This window comes from Nocardia sp. NPDC050793, from assembly GCF_040654065.1.
Classification (GTDB): Bacteria; Actinomycetota; Actinomycetes; order Mycobacteriales; family Mycobacteriaceae; genus Nocardia.
Genome location: NZ_JBFAHG010000002.1, coordinates 373,921 through 389,887 on the forward strand (window position 1 = coordinate 373,921; position 15,967 = coordinate 389,887).

The window sequence follows — 15,967 nt, forward strand, 5'->3', positions numbered from 1 at the left end:
CCAAAGGCCTGTCCACATTCATCACCCATGCGCCCCCTCGACAAAGCGCCATTCTTGGCCTGAACCACATGTTCGCTCGGCAACCGACATGTACTGAGCCGTACCGTATTTCGCGCGCGCGGGATGCTCGCACCACCGCGCGAGCGACGTCGGACTGCGGTCCGATCACCCGAATCGCGATCGGAATTCCCCACCGAACACCACTCCCCAGCCTTCCTCGAACAACATCACCACAAGGATGCGCACCCCGGTGCGGCTCTCCGATGAACCCGACACCCCCTACGGCGGCCCGCCCACCCGAATCGGTTTCGCAAGCCGAAGCGGATCCCCATGGAAACCCGCGCCGCCCGTAAGGGTTCAGCATCCGTACCGCATCGACTCGAAGAGCCGGAATCCGCCGCCGGAACCGCCCGGCCCAACCGATGAGACGAACATACTCGTACATACGTTCGAATATCAATGGCGTGCGGCATTGGCGTTGAATTCGCTGGTGAGCACGCCGCACAGCGGCAACAGGGCAGCAAGCATGGACTCGCCGGCCGCCAATCAGCCGCCAGTCAGCCGCGAGGCAGCGGGTGGACAGCTGCCTGACCGGTACAGAGGGCGATCGCCGTTCGACCGTGCGCGGCATGGTTCGTGCCGATCGGTGAGCCGACCGGGGATGCTACGAAGCGGCGGCCGTGCGGCGCGAACAACCGGTGGGAAACCGGAATTCGCGCCTCGAAGCTCAGATCACGTAGGCGAATTCGACCGTGCCCGATCACTCGCACTTCACGACGGGAATCGGGTCGTACTTCACCGTCCGCGTCGCACGCGAGACCTCGCGCCCGGTCTTCCGATCCTTGATCACCCGGGTGTCGGAGATGGTGAAGCCCGGAGCGCCTTCGGAGGCGATGCAGTCCTTGCCCTTCGGCAGGGTGATGGTGTTCGGCTCGGTGGGCTTGGTCTTGTCGCCGGTGATCGATTCGACGTCGACCGTCTTGGTGCCCCAGAGGCGGACGGTGATCTCCGAGCCGGTGGCGAAAGTTTCGATGTAGACGCCGCTTTGGGTGTTGTTGCGGAATTTGAGGTCGATGGCGCCGTCGAAGACGGTCGCCTCGCGCGCGGCCGGGTAGCGGGAGATGTAGTAGCTGTGTTCGGTGTGGCCCGCGTCTTCGAGTCCGGCGAAGTAGGCGGCGTTGTAGAGGGTGGTGGCGAACTGGCTGATGCCACCGCCGACGGCGGTGCTCGGGCGGCCGTGGTCGATGATGCCGGATTCGACGTAGCCTTCCGCGGTGCCGCGCGGACCGGTGAAGTCGTTGAGCGAGAAGGTTTCTCCCGGCCGGACGACGGCGCCGTTCACCTTCTGGGCCACGGTGCGGATGTTGACGCCGGACGGTCCACTGAAGCCGCTGGTGGTGAACGTGCCCATCTGTTCGACGATGCGGAGCCCTTGCGCGGCCTCGGTGGTGAGCTTGGGTTCGATCTTCTCGTAGACGGCGGGCGCGCTGCGCTGCTGGGATGCCGCGAGCAGCGTGGACAGCTGTTCGAGGGTCTTCGGCCAGTTGATCTTTTCGCCGACGACAGCGGGTACCACCTGTGGCGCTCCGCCGCTCACCGCGAAAGTCGCGTCCTTGGGCTCCACCTCGGATTTCGCCAGCTGCGGGGCGAGAATGGCGGTCGCGGCGTTCAGGTCGTAGTTCGCGGCGAGACCACCCTGCCCATCCGGAGCGAAACTGAGTACGGTCGCGATCTGTTCGGGGGTGAGTCGTGCGTCGCCGTCTTTGCCCGCGAACACCACATCGTCGCGCACAGCGGGTTCGGCGATCTCGTGCAGCGCACGCTCGACGGACTCGGGCCGGACGGTGAGCGGCGCTGGGACGACGGGCAATTCGAGGGTGCCGCCCTCGACCCAATTGTCGATCAACTCGTTTCGCGCGGCGGGGGTGTCCAGCACGCGGCCCAGTACGGGCGGGACGGCGACCGGCTTGCCGTTCTGGAACTGGATGGTGCCCTCGACGGTCGGGCGATCGTGCACCCGCAGCGCGGTCAGCTGACGGTCCAGCGCGGCGTCGTCGACGGTGCTGGCCACCGGGACCTCGCGAGTACCGAAGAAGGAGACCAGGCGGGCGAAGGGGTTGATGGGCTGGCCGCCGATGCGGTCCCAGGTGCCCTCCCAGTCGACGGCGAGGCCGGCGGCGGAGGGGGTGAGCTCGGCTCGCACGTCGCCGATCTGGAGCGGCAGTTGCTGCCCGGCTCGGCTGTCGAGGGTGGTGTGGAGCTTGGCGTCGGCTTCATCGACGTCCATCCCCCCGATGTCGATCCCGGCGACGACCACTCCGCGCGGAACGTCGCCGGAAGAGAGCACGGCGTCCACGGCGTAGCCGAGGCCGCCCACAGCGATCAGGGCTCCCGCGGCGATTCCGGCGCGACGGATGGCGGGTTTCCGCCACCACTGCCCGGAGTCGGCGGGCTCCGGTCTCGGTCTGGATCTGCGCGCGTTCTCCCAGCGCCTTCTGTTCTCGGCGACCGGCTCGGCACCGGTCGTGTACACGGCTTCGGTGGGGTGGCCATCCGTGGCCGCCCGCGCAACGTTGCTCTCGTGTCCGGCGTTCGTGACCTGCGTGGGGTGGTTCTGCCAGCCGCCATCGTTCGCCCACGCGGGGTTGCTCGGCTGCTGTCCGGCGTTCATCGCCTGCGTGGGGTGGCTCTGCTGCCCTGCGTCGGTCGCCCACATGGCGTTGCTCGACTGCCCGGTGTTCATCACCTGCGTGGGGTGGCTGTCCTGCCCGGCGTCCGCCGCCCACGCGGCGCTGCTCGGCTGCCCGGCGTTCATCGCCTGCGTGGGATGGCTCTGCTGCGCGGCGTCGGTCGCCCACATAGCGTTGCTCGGCTGCCCGGCGTTCGAAGCCTGGGCGTGGTAGCCCCCGCCCCCGGCGCTGCCGCCCGTGGCGGCCGTTCCGGGCCCCCGCGATGGCCGCCGCAGCGGCGCTGTCGGTGTGGAGTCGCCAACCCACTGCGGCTGCTGACCCGGCTGGGTCACGGGAAGTTGTGTGGTCTTCGCCTCATCTAGCGATTCACGGTTCGATTCGAGTAGATGACGGAGTCCGACCTCGCCGTCCTGCTGTCGGTCGCGGCCGCGGTGTCCGGTGCTCGACTCGCTGGTCACGAACCGTCCTCCCAGATGAACGTGTATTTCTGGACCGCGCACGGTGCGGGTCACCATCCCACGATAGTTGCCTCCGCCGGGGACGTCCGTTCAGCTCGGACGCGCAGCAAACCTTGTGCAATGAACCGTCTAGAACGCGGAAGAGCCCCGCGCAGTTGCCGGGTCGGGGGTCTGGCAACTGCGCGGAGCCGATCTGTTTATCGGAGCAGCGCACCCCGCGTTACACACTTCCCGGGGACAATCGAGGACGACCCGCCAGACAGCTCGCACACACGAGGAGATGGACGGAATGCAGCTGGGAATGATCGGCCTCGGGCGGATGGGCGCCAACATCGTCCGCCGCATCGTCCGAGACGGGCACACCGCCGTCGGCTATGAACGCCAGCCCCACCACATTGACGAATTGCGCGCCGATCTGGGCGAAAATTTCCGGGGAAGCACCGACCTGCCGGAATTCGTGAACATGCTGGAGACGCCGCGAGTGGTGTGGGTGATGATCCCGGCCGGCGCGACCGGCGCGGTGATCGACCAGGTCGCCGAGCTGCTCGAACCCGGCGACATCATCATCGACGGCGGCAACAGCCGTTACCACGAGGACATCAGGCGGGCCGAGAAGCTGACCCCGAAAGGCATCCACTACCTGGACATCGGCACCTCGGGCGGCGTCTTCGGCCTGACCCGCGGTTACTGCCTGATGATCGGCGGCGAGGCCGAGCAGGTGAAGTACCTGGATCCGCTGCTGAAATCCATCGCGCCCGGCGTCGGCGCCGCACCGCGCACCCCCGGCCGGACCGGGGATCCTTCCACCGCCGAGCAGGGATACCTGCACTGCGGCCCCGCAGGCGCGGGTCACTTCGTGAAGATGGTGCACAACGGCATCGAGTACGGCGCCATGGCCGCCTACGCCGAGGGCCTGAACATCCTGCACAAGGCCAACTACGGCGCGACGCACAAGGGCGAGTTCTCGGCGGAGGAGACGCCGCTGGAGCATCCCGAGTACTACAGCTACGACATCGATGTGCCGGAAGTCACAGAAGTGTGGCGACGGGGTTCGGTGGTCGCCTCGTGGTTGCTGGATCTCACGGCGGGCGCGCTGTACGCGGACCCGAACCTCGATTCGCTCGGCGGGCGGGTCTCGGACTCCGGCGAGGGCCGCTGGACCCTGGACGCCGCGATCGACACCGGGGTTCCCGCGCCGGTGCTCTCGGCCGCTTTGTTCGCGCGGTTCTCCTCGCGCGGGGAGTCGCTGTACGCGGACAAGCTGCTCTCGGCGATGCGTCAGGCGTTCGGCGGACATTACGAGTTGCCGCCGAAGTAGATCGGAGCACGATCGTGTGTAATCCGCTGACCGGACCTTGATTTCGAGGTCTCGCCAACACATTCGATCGCATGTCTGCCGAAAAGGTCTGCACCCCGGCCGAACAGGTGAAGAACAGTCCTCGCTGGCCGTAGCGCTCTTCGCCGGGGCTGCAGCACCTGTGAGGCGTGGGATAGGTCTGCGAGGCCAGAATGGAAGGTGGAGATCGAAAACCACTGAGGGCGTGGTTATTCCGTCAGGTACGCAAAAGGCGGCATCCGGGAGACCGGATGCCGCCTTCGCGCGGGTCAGCGCTCCAGGATGGCGACGACGCCCTGTCCACCCGCGGCGCAGATGGAGATGAGGGCGCGGCCGGAGCCCTTTTCGGCGAGCATCTTCGCGGTGGAGGCGACGATGCGGCCGCCGGTCGCGGCGAACGGGTGACCCGCGGCGAGCGAGGAGCCGTTGACGTTGAGCTTGCTGCGGTCGATGGAGCCGAGCGCGCCGTCCAGGCCGAGGCGCTCCTTGCAGTACTGGTCGGACTCCCACGCCTGCAGGGTCGCGAGCACCACGGAGGCGAAGGCCTCGTGGATCTCGTAGTAGTCGAAGTCCTGCAGGGTCAGGCCGTTGCGAGCCAGCATGCGCGGCACCGCGTAGGTGGGCGCCATCAGCAGGCCGTCGGGGCCGTGGATGTAGTCGACCGCGGCGACCTCGGAGTCGACCAGGTGGGCGAGCACCGGCAGGTTGCGCTCGGCAGCCCATTCCTCGCTGGAGAGCAGCACCGCGGACGCGCCGTCGGTGAGCGGGGTGGAGTTGCCCGCGGTCATGGTGGCGTCGCCGAGCTTGTTGCCGAAGACCGGCTTCAGGGTGGCGAGCTTCTCGATCGAGGAGTTCGGGCGCAGGTTGTCGTCGCGGGTCAGCCCGAGGAACGGGGTGACCAGGTCGTCGAAGAAACCGCGGTCGTAGGCGGCGGCCATGTTCTTGTGCGACAGGTAGGCCAGTTCGTCCTGCGCGTCGCGCGCGATGCCGAATTCCTTGGCGGTGATGGCGGCGTGCTCACCCATGGACAGGCCGGTGCGCGGCTCGGCGTTGCGCGGGATCTCGATGCCGACCATGCCCGGGCGCAGCTGGCCGACCAGCTTCAGGCGGTCCTTGTTGGTCTTGGCGCGGTTCACGTCGAGCATCCACTCGCGCATGCCTTCGCTGACGCCGATCGGCGCGTCGGAGGTGGTGTCGGTGCCGCCGCCGACGCCCGCCTCGATGCGGCCCGCCGCGATCGCGTCGCCGACGGTGACGATCGCCTGCAGGCCGGTGCCGCAGGCGAGCTGCAGGTCGTGCGCCGGGGTGTAGGGCGAAAGCTTGCTGCCAAGAACGCTTTCGCGGATCATGCCGTGCTCGCCGACCCGCTTGAGTACCGCGCCGCCAACGACCATGCCGAGCCGCTCGCCCTGCAGGTTGAACCGGCTCACCAGACCGTCCAGCGCGGCGGTGAACATGTCCTGGTTGGACGCGTGGGCGTACGCCTTGTCGGAGCGAGCGAACGGAATCCGGTTGCCGCCAACGATCGCGACCGGACGCGTCGTCTTCGCGGTCTTGGCCGTGCTCTTGGTTGAACGGGCTTTGTTTGTCACTCGAGTCTCCAAGGTCTCGTCGGGTGGTCCGGCGCCCGGGGGCGGTCCTTCGCAGATCGGCGCCCCGCGCGTTGGTTTACATTAAACTTACTCTGGAGTAAGTTTGTTGTCGACACCGTACCCCGCAAATGTGCGCTGACACGCCCACCGCGCGGTGCCTGCCACGCAGTCCAGGCCCTCGCGGAAACGTGCGGAACACCAGGGGCGAACCAGACATCCGCGAAATTCGAGACAGAAAAGGTAGGAACAGTGGCAGCCAAGAGCAAGGGTGCACCCAACCTCTACGGATCGTTCGTCCACTCCGCCCCCGGCCAGTTCCTGGCGAGCAAGCTGGGTCTGCCGCAGCCGGCGCACCTGCGCCGCTACGTCAAGGGCGAGCCGCCGCTGGCGGGCCCGGTGCTCATCGGCGGTAAGGGCCGCGTCGCCGAGCCCGTGCGTGCGCTGCTGTCCGACTACGCCTTCGCTGATTCTTTGTCGCAGGGCACCAAGTACGGCGCGCTCGTCTTCGACGCGACCGGCATCGGCTCGATCGAGGACCTTTCCCAGCTGTTCGAGTTCTTCCAGCCCGCGATGCGCAGCATCACCCCGTCGGGTCGCGTCGTCGTCATCGGCACCACGCCGGAGCTGGCGGGCAGCGTCGACGGGCAGATCGCTCAGCGCGCGCTCGAGGGCTTCACCCGCTCGATCGCCAAGGAACTGCTGCGCGGCTCCACCGCCCAGCTGGTGTACCTGCACCCGGATGCCCCGGCCACCGCGACCGGCCTCGAGTCCACCCTGCGCTTCCTGCTGTCGGCCAAGTCGGCGTTCGTCGACGGCCAGGTGATCCGGGTCGGCAAGGACGACGCCACCGCCCCCGCCGACTGGGACCGCCCGCTGGAGGGCAAGGTCGCCGTGGTGACCGGCGCCGCGCGCGGCATCGGCGCGACCATCGCCGAGGTATTCGCCCGCGACGGCGCGAAGGTGATCGTCGCCGACATCCCGGCCGCGGGCGAGGCGCTCTCGCAGACCGCCAACAAGGTCGGCGGCACCGCGCTCGCGCTGGACGTGACCGCGCCCGACGCGGCGGACAAGCTCGCCGAGTTCGCCACCGAACGCTTCGGCGGCATCGACATCATCGTGCACAACGCGGGCATCACCCGCGACAAGCTGCTCGCCAACATGGACGAGGGCCGCTGGAACTCGGTCATCAACGTGAATCTCGCCGCGCCGCACCGCATCACCGAGGGCTTGGTGGCCAAGGGCGTGCTGAAGGAGGGCGGCCGCGTGATCGACGTGTCCTCCATCGCGGGCATCGCGGGCAACCGCGGCCAGACCAACTACGGCGCCTCCAAGGCGGGCGTCATCGGCATGGTGAACGCCGAGGCCCCGAAGCTGGCGGAGAAGGGCATCACCATCAACGCGGTGGCGCCCGGCTTCATCGAGACCGCGATGACCGCCGCCATCCCGCTCGGCACCCGCGAGGCCGGTCGCCTGATGAGTTCGCTGCTGCAGGGCGGCCAGACCGTCGACGTGGCCGAGACCATCGCGTTCTTCGCCAGCCCGGCCTCGAATGCGGTGAGCGGCAACGTGGTTCGAGTCTGCGGCCAGAGCCTGATCGGAGCATGATGACCGAAACCATCGCGCTGACCGAAACGCCCAAGAACAGCCGCCTTTTCGTGAAGGCAGCGCTTGGCGCGGTGCCGCTGCTTTCGGCGCGCAAGTCGACGGTGCCGGATCGGGTGATTCGGCTCGACGGGGTAAAGGTTGATCCGGACCACCTGGCCGCCTACTGCCGGGCCACCGGCCTGCGCTTCGGCGACTCGCTGCCGCTGACCTACCCGTTCATCCTGAGCTTCCCGCTGGCCATGCAGCTGGTGGTGGCCCGCGACTTCCCGTTCGTCGCGGTGGGTGCGGTGCACGCGCAGAACCTGATCGAACGCACGCGTGAGATCTCGGTGAGCGAGCCGCTCGACTTCCGCACCCACATCGAGAACCTGCGCGAGCACCCGAAGGGCCTGCTGGTGGACGCGGTGACCGAGGTGAGTGTCGGCCGCGAGCAGGTGTGGCGACAGGTCACCACCTTCCTGCACCAGCAGCGCACCTCGCTGTCGGACCAGCCGAAGGCCGAGCCGAAGGAGGAGGAAGTGCCCCCGCCGCCGCTGCGCGCCCTGCGGGTGGATCAGAAGATGATCACCAGGTACGCCAACGCGTCCGGTGACCACAACCCGATCCACACCTCGGCGTTGGGCGCCAAGGCATTCGGCTTCCCCAAGGCGATCGCGCACGGCATGTGGTCGGCGGCCAATGTTCTCAGCAACATCGAGGGCCGCGTTCCCGAGAAGGCCAGCTACTCGGTGAAGTTCGGCAAGCCGATCCTGTTGCCCGCCACGGTGAACGTGTACGCGGATCAGGTCGAGGGCGGCTGGGATCTGTCGCTGCTGCACCCGAAGAAGGGTTTCCCGCATCTGACGGCGACGCTGCGCTGAGCTCGCTTGGCGGACGCCCCCGAATCACTTTGATTCGGGGGCGTTTTCGTGTTCGTCAGCAGTCGCAGCAGCCGCCGCAACTGCAGCAATCGCCGCAGCCGGAGCAGCAGTTGGAGCAGTTGGAGCAGTCGCAGCAGGAGCTGCAGCCACAGTCGGGGAAGGCAGGGTGCGTGCACCACGCGTCCTTGCGTTCGCCGGTGCACGGACTGGTGTGGTCGGCGCAGCAGGCGTAACCGGTGCAGTAGACGCCGAAGACGATGGTGAGGGCTTGACCGAGGTTGGGGCGCCGGGTCGGGGGGCGGTGGTCGGTGCGGTGGGCGCGGGGGTGGTGGGCTGTTTCGGCGCAGGCCGGGCAATGCGTCGACCTACCGAGGGCGGGGGCGTCCGGGTGCTCGGTGAGAGTTGGCGCGCCGAGGAAGGGGGCCCGCGGGGGGTCGAGGCGAGTCGCCACGACGGGGGCCGGGCCGGATGCTGACGCGCTGCCGGTACCCGGCTTGCAGGTGCAGGTGTGGTCGGCGTGGGAGATCTGGCCGAGCCCAAGGCGACCGGGCGACGACGAGAGGCTGTCAGTACCCGGCGCGTGGGCGCAGGTGCAGTCGGCGGGAGAGATCTGACCGAGCTGGAGGCGAACAGGCGACGACGAAAGGCTGTCAGCACCCGGCGCGTGGGCGCAGGTGCAGTCGGCGCGGGACCCCTGACTGACCTCCAGTCGACCAGGCGACGACGGGCGGCTGCCGGTGCCGGACGGGTGGGCTGGTGCGTCGTCGGCGCGAGATACGTTGCAGGCGTGGGCTCGTACCGCACCGATACCTTTACCGAGCCGATGCACCAGTGCGTGCAGTGGATCGAGCAGCATCCAGCGGACGGTCGGGACGTCGGCCAGGCGGGCGGCGGCGAGGGCCCTGCGCAGCTCCGCGTCGGACTCGCGCACCAGCTCGTACGACTCGGCGAGGGTGGTGCCTGTCGCGGCGAGCGGATTGAAGCGGCCGTGCGCGGCGTCGTCGTCGAAATCCGCGATGGCGTCGGAGAGGTGCGCGATGCGGCCGAAATGCCTTCCTGCGGTGCGTAGTTGGTCGGCGTTCTCGGGACGGTTCGCCAGAATTGCCGTGTGGGCGAATAATTCGGCCGCGCACAGGGCCGCCGGGGCCGTGAGTTCGTCGAGCGTGACGGGCAGCTCGCTGGAAGCAGCGCTGGGACCGAGCGAGACAAGCGGCTCGCTGAAAGCAGCTTTGGGATCGAGTGTGACGGGCAGCTCGCCGGAAGCAGCTCTGATACCGAGCGAGACGTTCCGCTCACCGGAAGCAGCGCTGGGATCGAGTGCAGCAGAAGGACTTCGGTCAGATAGGCCTCTGCGCACGTCGCGGCGCCCGCCCGCGGTACTCGTCGCCGGGCGAGTCGCGGGCCGAAGGGCGGCAGCGCGGCTCTCCACGAGTTGCTGTGAATCGATCGCGGCCACAAGTGGTTCCACGTCGAAATCGATCAATGCCGCCTGCCTTCGAGCGCTGTCCGCCCAGCGCGTCGACATCCTGGCCATGGGCCGTCCCGCGAGCCGCGAAGCGTCACCGTCCGCGACGTGATCCCGCAGCTTGGCCGAGCCGAGCAGCAGCGACGCGGTCGACGCGAGCAGGACGCCCGGCGAATCGGCGGCGGCGACCTCGGCACGCTGCATGCCGCGCAGCGGGCAGCGCCCCGCGGTGGTGCGCGCCGAAGGAGCGGGCAGCTGCGCTTCGGTCAATACGCTGAGCAAGATCGCGTCGGTGTTCGTCGCGGTGCGCGCGAGCTGGCCGTGCCCGTCGCGCAGGCCGAGACACAACCCGCACATGTGCGCTCGCCATTCGGCCGCGTCGATTCCATACTTTTCGGCGCCGTGCGCGCACGGCCTGAGCATCCCGAACATTGTTCCCCGTTTGTCCCCGAGCCGCGCGGGCCCTCCAGCTGTGATCCCGACAGAGAGTGGCAGAGCGGCGCGCGGCTGGCAAACGGGTGCGCCGCTTACTCCGGCTTCTTGCGACCGGCCAGACCGCGCCAGGCCAGATCGTCGAGCAGGTCGACGGCCTCGGCGACCTCGATGCGCCCGCTGGCGAGCCGGTCGGCGATGGCCTCGCCCGCGCCGATCACCGCGACCGCGACGATGTCGAAGTTGGTGCCGGGTTCGGCGTGTTTGGCGCTGGACTCGAGCAGCTTGGCGGTGAGTTCGATGACCCGCTCGCGTGCGTTGTCGATCTCGGAGGCGAAGGCTTGCTGACCGATCGCTTGGCGATAGAGCACCTGCCAGGACTTGCGGTTGCGGTCGACGAACCCGAGGAAGCCCTCCAGCGCGGTGCGGACCTGCTCGTGCGGGGTGAGCAGCGGATTGCCCGCTGGCGCGACGGCCTCGATGAAGCGCATGCCCTCGCGCTGGATGCACGCGCGGAACAGTTCGTCCTTGGAGCCGTAGTAGAGATACAACATCGGCTTGGAGATCTTCGCCTCGGCGGCGATCGCGTCCATCGACGTATCGTGGAAACCCTTGCGTGCGAACACCTCGACCGCGGCGTCGAGCATCTGCTGCTCACGAACCGCCCGAGGAAGTCGCTTCGTTCCGCCCGCCATCCACTCTCCTACCGCATGGTGAATCTCTTATATTACTCCAAGGTAAGTTCCGTCGGACGGATTTGCTCACCAGTCGCCGGTATCGGCTGTGCGCTCCGGCCCCCGCGCACGCTGGGGGACGGCACCGCCCGACAGCGATCCCCTCAGGTGAGCCGAACCGGTCGACATCGCCCGTGGCGGGACCGTCTACGGAAACGCAGCGATACTACGGGGGTGCGGCGCGGAACCCGCCTGTACGTCATAAGGAGTCGCACCTCCGCCTTCGCTCCGGCCTATGCGCGGGGCTGTCGACGGACTGTGTCGGGCTGCGTTCACCAGGCGTGCTACGCCTCCGCTCCAGGCCATGCGCGGGGCTGTCGACGGACTGTGTCAGGCTCCGTTCACCGAGTCCACCGCCGCCTCCGCTCCGGCCGGGAGTTCGTCCGGCTGCCGGATCGGCCGTCCCGCTCAGCAGGGCGGCATCGCCCCCTTGTACGCGCCCATCCGCAGCACCGACCTGTCGACCTGGGCGGCGGGCAGCCTACCGCTGGCCATCGCCTCCTCGAGCTGGTCCAGCACGGTCGGGACCGCGTCGGTGGTGATCCACAGGGCGTTGTCGGCGCCCGCCACGAGAGCGGCCTCGACCGCGTCCTCGATGGTCATCCGGCTGGTGATGGCCGCCATGCCGCCGAGGTCGTCGGTGAAGATCGGACCGTCGAACGGGGCGGCTCCGTATCCGGTGCCTTCGCGCAGCAGCGACATCGCCTGCGGACTGATGCTGGCGGGCACGTTCGGTTCGGTCAGGCCGGGCACGTCCAGGTGGCCGACCATGACGGCCGCGCCGGAACCGATCAGGTTTCGGAAGGGCACCAGGTCAACCGTCTGGAGCTGATCCAGCGGCGGGGTGCGCACCGCGCCGGTGTGCGAGTCGCCCGATCCGGAGCCGTGGCCGGGGAAGTGCTTCATCACGGTGCCGACGCCTACCTCGCGCATGGCGCGGATGTATGCGTCGGCGTAGCGGGTGACGACCTCCGGGTCGTCCGAGAAAGAGCGGTCGCCGATGACGGTGTCGTCGGGCTGGCTGCTCACGTCCACATCGGGGGCGAAGTTGACCGTCACGCCGAGTTCCTTCAGATCCCGGCCACGGGTCACGGTGGCGTCGTAGAACTGCTCCGGGGTCATGGTCTGCGCGGTGACGCGGGCCGACGGGACCGGTCCGATGAGATCGCGGACCCGCGAGACCCGGCCGCCCTCCTCATCGATCGTCACCATCAGCGGCGTCGTCGCCAACGCCTTCACCTCGTCCAGCGCGGGACCGGAAATCAGCGACCGGTCGGTCCAGCCGCCCAGAAAGATGCCGCCGACCTGTTCGTTACGCACCACGCTGGCCGCGTCGCCGCCACCGGTCACGCCGACGGTCAGCAGCTGCGCGAGCTTCTGCCGGGGGGTGAAACGGGCGAGGTACTCCGCGTTGCAGTCACGTTTGGGTGGGCTGGTCGGGGACGCGGCCAGTGTTGTTCCGGGGGATTCGGCCGGCGCAGTCGTGGCAGGCGTCGGGGTCTCGCCGCCGGAGCAGGCGGTCGCGACCGCGGCGCAGAGTGCGAGCAGGACGAGAGGCGTCTTTCGCATGGGTCAACGGTAGTGCTGGGGTGGTTGGTGGGGAGCGTTGGGGGTGCGTTGGCGGGTGGGGCTGAACTGCGGTTTTGGTGATCGATGTGAAGGGGCGGCGCTCCGATCGGGTGGGGTTGGGTGCGTTTCGGAACGTGGGTCCGGGGGTTCGGCCTGCTGTTCACGCTTGGTCTGTGAGTAGGTTTCGTTCGGTCCGGGTGGTGCCGTTGGCGAACGGGGTTTCCGGTGGTGAATGTGCTACTCGCGCACGGCTTCCCAGGTTTTCCTCGAACGGTGCTGGGCGCGTTGGGTGGGGTACCCGGCTTACCTCCCGCAGTCGGGCACGCGTCGTTCGGCTTCCAGCGTGGTCGACCGGCTGTGGTTGCGTTCTTCGGAGGAAGGCCCTGCGCCATTTCTGACGTCACACACTTTTCGTACGCCTCACACAGGCGGTGCCTATGCGAAGCGTGCACGCGATGTGTGGGAACGTCAGCGGTGGGGCTGTTGGGGTTTTGATGCTGACCGGGCGGAGTTGCTCCTACAGCGGGAACGGTTGCGGGGTGGTGCGCAGATCGACGGGAGCCAAAGGGTGGCCGAATCGACGGTAGTCAAATGGCGGCTAATTGATCTTGAAATGCCACCAAATGACTACCGTCGAATCCATTTCTCTATCGACGGTAGTCAAATGGTGGTTGGAGGGTTGACAGGGTCGAGCTCTCTTTCCGCTTGCGCTCTCTGAACGCAACCACAGCCGGTCGACCCGGCCGGAACCGCAGCATCGCACCCCTACTGCGGGAGGTAAGCCGGGTACGGCAGACGACGTGCCCAGCACCGTTAGAGGAACACCCGGGTAGGTCTTCCTCCTGAAAACCGCGAGCATTGGGCACCGTCGACCAACCGCACGCACTCGCACGAAACCCAGCCCGTTTCAACGAAACCCGATTCGGCGCACCCATTGCGAACCGCGAACAATGGAACCGTCGACAAACCGGATATGCCGCACAACTGGACACTCTCACAACAACCGGACATTCTCACACCAGGACCCGAGTACGGCGGGCGAGATCAGAAATGCGCACACCGTCGTAACCCATTACGGCACTGTGCAACGTGTCATGGAAGGGATCGGTCCAGTGCGCGGGCATCCGTTCGGCGCCCACGAGGATCCCGGCGACCGAACCGGCGGTGGCGCCGTTGGAATCGGTATCGGCACCGCTTTGCACCGTGAGTGCGATGGTGCGAGTGAAATCGCCTGCGCCCCAGAGAAGTCCGGCCGCGACACGGCAGGCGTTCGGGATGGCGTGAACCCAGTTGTAGGCGCCGTGCCTGGTTTCGATGTTGTGCAGAGCTTGTTTCCAGGACAGCGCCTGATCGTGGTCGGCACGCACCTCGGCGAGGGCGACGGCTAGGCGTGAGCGCGGTGGGAGCATGTCTTGTGCAACTGTGAGCGCGGCGGACGGGCCCGAGGCCGTGAATGCGGCGGCGATCAGCGCGGCGGCCCACATAGCGGCGAAAATGCCGTTGCCCGTGTGGGATACGGCTGCCTCACGGGCAGCGAGGGCGGCGGCGCGTTGCGGGTTGCCCGGGTTGACGTAGCCGAAGATGTCGGCGCGGATCATCGCGCCGATCCACTCGCGGTAGGGGTTGCGGACGGTGGCTGTCGCGGGCGGACGCAGGCCGTCGACGAGATTGCGGTAGGCGACGCGTTCGGCGGTGTAGGTCTGGAGGAAGGGCAGGCGTTCCAGCCACAGGTTCGCGACGTCTTCCGGCGTGAAGTTCAGGCCGCGAGATTCCAGTAGATGCAGTCCGAGCACGGTGTAGTCGATGTCGTCGTCGCGCGGGGCGCCGTCGATGCGGCCGCGTGTCGACACCGGCCAGGTCGGGTTCAGCGGAAACGGGGGTGGGAGCACAACGGGGACGTAGCCGGTCAGCGGATATGCGTCCACCCGTTCCAGATACGTGCGGATGTGCTCGCGCGTCCACACGAATCCGTTCTCCAGCGGCTTCCCGAGCGTGCAGCCGACGCATCGTCCCAGCCAACCGCCGTGGATACGGTCCAGGAGTTCGTCATCCGGAGCGGAGGTGGTCGCCGCAGCATCCGGCACGGTGGAATCCGACGCCGCCGGGCCAGCGGACGCGGAATCGGCCGACGCAGAATCGAAAGCCGTTCTAGCTGTGGAATGTTCGGCTCCTCGCCCAGGAGCAGTCGCCTCACCGCCAGCCCCACTACCAGATGAAAAGCCGGTCGACGACGCACGGCCCGCCGGATCGGCAGGCCAGGAACCAGTCGGCGCCCCACCGCCGGATGCCGAACCGGTCGACGCCGCACCAGCCCCTGACCCGAGAGACGCGGCATCAGCCAACTCCCCCTCATCGAACCCCCACTCCGGATCGAACGGCGCCGACTCGATCTCCTCCCGCAGCGCCGAACACGCGTCCGCGTCGGCCGGGTCGGCGGTCGCCAGCGCCCGAACCGCGGACTCGAACCGGGCGACGAGGTGTCCGGATTCGAGACGCTGACGCCATTCGAAATACAGCAGGGCGCGGGGGTCGGCCTCGTGCCTGCCGTAGAACACCGCCTCGATCGTCGGGTCCATCGCGCTCCCGGTTTCTGCTGCTCAACCGTGCTCCTATGCCCGATTATCCCTGCGCGCCACACCGGCCGCGGGCCTGCGCGCGGGGGTAACCTCGGTTCCATAGCCAGGAGACTCCGACCAGGAGGTCACCGTGCCCTGCGATCTGATGCTCATCGCCTACGACGGCTCCGAGAACGCCAAGCGCGCCATCGAATACGCCGGCCGGTTTCTCTCCGCGAACCGGGCCGTGGTGCTGACGGCCTGGGAACCCATGGTGCGCCAAGCCGCTCGGCTCTCCGGCTTGTCCGGTGTGATGCAGCCCGAGTGGGTGCCCGACGAGGAGCTCGAAGACATCGCCTACGTCGACGCGCGCAACATCAACACCGAGGGTGTGCGGCTGGCCAGACTCGCGGGTCTGAACGCCGAGCCGCGCACGGCCGAATGCACCTCCACCATCTGGAACGCGATCGTGGAATGCGCCGACGACTTGGACGTGGACATCATCGTCGCGGGCACCCGCGGCGCCACCGGCATCCGCGCGCTGTTGCACAGCAGCGTGGCCGACGCTGTGCTCAAACACTGTCACCGTCCGGTGCTGATGGTCCCGCCAGGCAGAGAACCACAGCGCGAATTCTGACCCGGTGATCTCGGTCGCTCAGGCGCGCCCGTGG

Annotated in this window: 10 protein-coding genes; 4 read left to right on the top strand and 6 right to left on the bottom strand. The window is 67.9% G+C overall.

What is annotated here, in order from left to right; translation table 11 throughout:
* Positions 1–760 precede the first annotated feature (760 nt).
* Positions 761–3,148: a VanW family protein gene (locus tag AB0H50_RS07265; protein ID WP_357448187.1), complete on the bottom strand. Its 2,388-nt coding sequence runs from the start codon at positions 3,146–3,148 to the stop codon at positions 761–763.
* Between the two features lie 289 nt (positions 3,149–3,437).
* Here AB0H50_RS07265 and gnd point away from each other — a divergent pair, with 289 nt between their 5' ends.
* The gene (gene gnd, locus AB0H50_RS07270) at positions 3,438–4,466 is read left to right on the top strand and encodes a phosphogluconate dehydrogenase (NAD(+)-dependent, decarboxylating) (RefSeq protein WP_357448189.1); all 1,029 of its coding nucleotides are present in this window, start codon (positions 3,438–3,440) and stop codon (positions 4,464–4,466) included.
* A 287-nt stretch (positions 4,467–4,753) separates the two neighbouring features.
* On the opposite strand, the gene AB0H50_RS07275 is transcribed toward gnd, so the two are convergent.
* Positions 4,754–6,076, bottom strand: a complete 1,323-nt coding sequence (locus AB0H50_RS07275) for an acetyl-CoA C-acetyltransferase (RefSeq protein WP_357448191.1) — start codon at positions 6,074–6,076, stop codon at positions 4,754–4,756.
* 249 nt (positions 6,077–6,325) lie between these two features.
* Between AB0H50_RS07275 and AB0H50_RS07280 the strand changes: the two genes are divergently transcribed.
* Together AB0H50_RS07280 and AB0H50_RS07285 are read left to right on the top strand one after the other, a co-directional pair.
* Positions 6,326–7,681 carry a 3-oxoacyl-ACP reductase gene (locus tag AB0H50_RS07280; RefSeq protein WP_357448193.1) on the top strand — a complete coding sequence of 452 codons (1,356 nt, stop codon included), beginning with the start codon at positions 6,326–6,328 and terminating at the stop codon, positions 7,679–7,681.
* Positions 7,681–8,541: a MaoC/PaaZ C-terminal domain-containing protein gene (locus AB0H50_RS07285; RefSeq protein WP_357448194.1), complete on the top strand. Its 861-nt coding sequence runs from the start codon at positions 7,681–7,683 to the stop codon at positions 8,539–8,541. The genes AB0H50_RS07280 and AB0H50_RS07285 overlap by 1 nt, the downstream gene beginning before the upstream one ends.
* Before the next feature lie 55 nt (positions 8,542–8,596).
* Here the strand turns inward: AB0H50_RS07285 and AB0H50_RS07290 are convergent, their stop codons facing one another.
* The 4 genes from AB0H50_RS07290 to AB0H50_RS07305 form a co-directional block, all read right to left on the bottom strand.
* A complete protein-coding gene (locus AB0H50_RS07290) occupies positions 8,597–10,429 on the bottom strand; it encodes a DUF5685 family protein (protein WP_357448196.1) in 1,833 nt (610 codons plus the stop codon).
* A gap of 104 nt (positions 10,430–10,533) precedes the next feature.
* Positions 10,534–11,133, bottom strand: a complete 600-nt coding sequence (locus AB0H50_RS07295) for a TetR/AcrR family transcriptional regulator (protein WP_357448198.1) — start codon at positions 11,131–11,133, stop codon at positions 10,534–10,536.
* A 447-nt stretch (positions 11,134–11,580) separates the two neighbouring features.
* On the bottom strand, positions 11,581–12,741 hold the full coding sequence (locus tag AB0H50_RS07300) for a glycoside hydrolase family 3 N-terminal domain-containing protein (protein ID WP_357448199.1): 1,161 nt from the start codon (positions 12,739–12,741) through the stop codon (positions 11,581–11,583).
* Positions 12,742–13,754: 1,013 nt separating this feature from the next.
* Complete coding sequence (locus AB0H50_RS07305) at positions 13,755–15,317, bottom strand: ADP-ribosylglycohydrolase family protein (RefSeq protein WP_357448201.1); 1,563 nt, start codon at positions 15,315–15,317, stop codon at positions 13,755–13,757.
* A 130-nt stretch (positions 15,318–15,447) separates the two neighbouring features.
* Between AB0H50_RS07305 and AB0H50_RS07310 the strand changes: the two genes are divergently transcribed.
* On the top strand, positions 15,448–15,933 hold the full coding sequence (locus AB0H50_RS07310) for a universal stress protein (protein WP_357448203.1): 486 nt from the start codon (positions 15,448–15,450) through the stop codon (positions 15,931–15,933).
* The last annotated feature ends 34 nt before the right edge of the window (positions 15,934–15,967 follow it).